The following is a 2,726-nucleotide window of genomic DNA, read 5'->3' as shown; positions in this document are numbered from 1 at the left end:
AAGACTGGATCAAGGTTTATAACAACGAAAGACCCCATGATTCACTTAATGATATGACACCTGCTGAGTACAGGCAGGTGGCTTAATAATTCTACGATGATGTTGTGTTAAGAATGGGGTATTTACACAGTAATATGGGTCGATTTACCTGATAAAAATAGTGATGTTAGGATGCGTAGTCTTGAAAATAAGAACGTCAATAAACACGAAATCCGTATTATTAAAGAATTATTATCCAAAATACATACTAATAGTGATGAAAATTATTCAATTAAGATACTGAGCCCTTATGTAAATCAAGTGAATATGATCAATAACCTGGTTGAAAAGAGTGAGATAAATAGCTGTTTTTCGAGCAAACATAATGATCAAGACATAGCAAAAACAGTAGACTCTTATCAGGGTGATCAGGCCGACGTTATTATCATTAGCCTAGTAAGGCATAATAGTTGTCAGCCTATTACTTCTGCTTTGGGTTTTTTATCAGATATGCGCAGAATGAACGTACTGCTGAGTAGAGCTAAACATAAAATGATTATTGTTGGCTGTTTCGGTTTATTCAGATATTGGCAGCTGCTTGAAAATAAAGCTTATGCTAACAATAGGGGTTATTTGGACGATATGGATAGGGACTTTTTGAATCTCTTTGTTGAAATGTTTGTTGATGATTTTGAATTAATGAATGATCATTCAATTGATACTGAAAATAAGGTATTTAATAACATTAACTTTGTTCAATCAAAATCATTTTTGGGCCTCTAATGAATAAAGAAAACACTATAAAATATACGATTGCTATCCCATTCCTTACTAATGAATATACATTTAGTATTAGTAGAAAAACCAATTGGTCAATTATCGATTACCTTTTCTTAAAAGAGTTAAGTCAAAGAGAGATGACTGTTAAGAGTCTTAGCGACTTCTCCAATCTAGAAACTCAAGTTGTCATTCAGATTTTACTACCCATGTGCAATGTCGGGTGGATTGATATTGTTACTTCTAGAGACAGTTTTATTTTTAGAATAACGGAAATGGGTGAGATAGCTTATTCTTTAAGCGTTAAAGAACATGAACTCATTTGTAAGGTCGATAAATATCAAAGAAAAAGAGAAGTTTTTGTAGATTATTTTGATAACTATTACAGCGTTTATAGTTTTGACTCCCTTTTGCTTACTCATGCAAGGTATATGAGTGAGATTAATAAAAACAAGAATATAGTTACCTTGCCTATAGATGATAGCAATTCTTATCCCAAGTACACAAAAATGTATAGCGTTATGGCCAGGGAGCATGAAAAAATAGACAACGTACGTGACGAGGCTGTATATACATTAACTACTAAGAAATATTTACTGGTAGATATGTTGTATATAGAAGGTCGTAAGGAAGGAAGGATAATCGATGACAACAAAGTAAAGAAGCTGAATGAAAAGCTTATTAGACAAATCACAAATACACTTCCAGCTATAGTCAAGGATGATAATTCTTTGCTTAAAGCACCTTTGCGCAAAGATGGAAATAACTATGAAATCAAGGTTATTGCCAAGAGAGGCGATGTAGATTTTGTTTACGGCGGTCACAACACCAAAGCCAAGCTCATTGAGCTAATCCAGTCCTCTACTGACTTTCTAGTCATTCACTCTACTTTCATAGGTAAATGGTGCATTGTCAATGATGATGGCTATACTCATCTTTTTCTAGAAATTAAAGAGGCTTTGAAACGAGGTGTTCAAGTTTATATTTTATGGGGCAAAAGTAATGCAGAAGAAACAGATGAAAACTTTGAAAAATCAGATAGTGAAGATAAGGCTGTTGAAAAAAAATTAAGAGATTTTAATGAAAGCTGCCACCAGGAAGGCATGCTAAATGTTGTAAATTATAATGACTTCAGACGTACCGACTCGCATGCAAAGTTCGTTATAACCAATCATGTAGACAAGGGGTTGTGTACTATGGTCAGTTCATGCAACTTCTTATATGCAAAATTTGAAAGATTTGAGGCGTCAGTTGTTGTTTGCAATGATCAATTTACTAAATATTTTTTAGAGATCGCTGCTAATATTTGCTGTGGAAAAAGCACTTTTGACAGCAAAGTGCGTAAGGAGTTTCGGGGGCTTTCAAGCAATATAGCTGATACGCCAAATGACGTTGATATTCCTAACAATGAAAAGCTGGAGCTGCGATTAGTGCTAAAGCACCAGCATCATAGTTATATTGACTTAGCCGCTCAAGCAAAAAACAAGATATATATTATAAGTGACTTTATAAACACCTCACCTATAAGGCCTATATTTGATGCTTTAAAAAAGTCGGAAGCTAAAAAATATTATTATTACTCTAAGAAATCAAGTTATATCGATCATTCAGAAATTGTTGAGATGCATGATGATCTGAAGTCTGCCGACTCTCTATCTCAATTGGGTGCGCATCATTCCAATAGTCATGCCAAGGTATTAGCTTGGGATAATAATGACTTGCTGATTACTAGCTTAAATTGGCTGTCTGCAAGTGCCCCTAATAACCTTGTAGAGATTTACCATGAAATAGGTGTTTATGTTCAAGGTTGGGATGTAGCTAAAGATTTTATTAAAGTATTTAGAAGCTTAGATTAACACATGAAGTGCAATACCAAATGCAAGGTGAAAAAAAGACCTAGATGCGCTAGCATCAAAGTTTTTATCCACCGACCAAAGTGAGATTGCAACCATGAGCTATACACATCTAAG

The 2,726-nt window shown here is 34.3% G+C and carries 3 protein-coding genes; all 3 read left to right on the top strand.

Going from position 1 to position 2,726, the window contains the following annotated elements; translation table 11 throughout:
* Window positions 1-86 (top strand): integrase core domain-containing protein (locus tag HL061_RS14000; protein ID WP_355456837.1); only part of this gene is annotated, 86 nt, incomplete at its 5' end.
* A 34-nt stretch (window positions 87-120) separates the two neighbouring features.
* Window positions 121-762 (top strand): C-terminal helicase domain-containing protein, encoded by a 642-nt coding sequence (locus HL061_RS00035; protein WP_355456836.1) that lies wholly within the window; start codon window positions 121-123, stop codon window positions 760-762.
* Window positions 762-2,612, top strand: a complete 1,851-nt coding sequence (locus HL061_RS00030) for a phospholipase D-like domain-containing protein (RefSeq protein ID WP_252962365.1) — start codon at window positions 762-764, stop codon at window positions 2,610-2,612. The genes HL061_RS00035 and HL061_RS00030 overlap by 1 nt, the downstream gene beginning before the upstream one ends.
* Window positions 2,613-2,726 lie beyond the last annotated feature (114 nt).

Origin of the sequence: Psychrobacter sp. PSP, assembly GCF_024085615.1 — a bacterium.
Lineage (GTDB): Bacteria > Pseudomonadota > Gammaproteobacteria > Pseudomonadales > Moraxellaceae > Psychrobacter > Psychrobacter pacificensis.
Note: the sequence above shows the minus strand (reverse complement) of the source record. Positions and strands in the feature narration are given on the sequence as shown.

Coding starts and splice junctions, on each gene's coding strand:
- HL061_RS00030 (WP_252962365.1), top strand. CDS start 762: ATGAATAAAGAAAACACTATAAAATATACGATTGCTATCCCATTCCTT.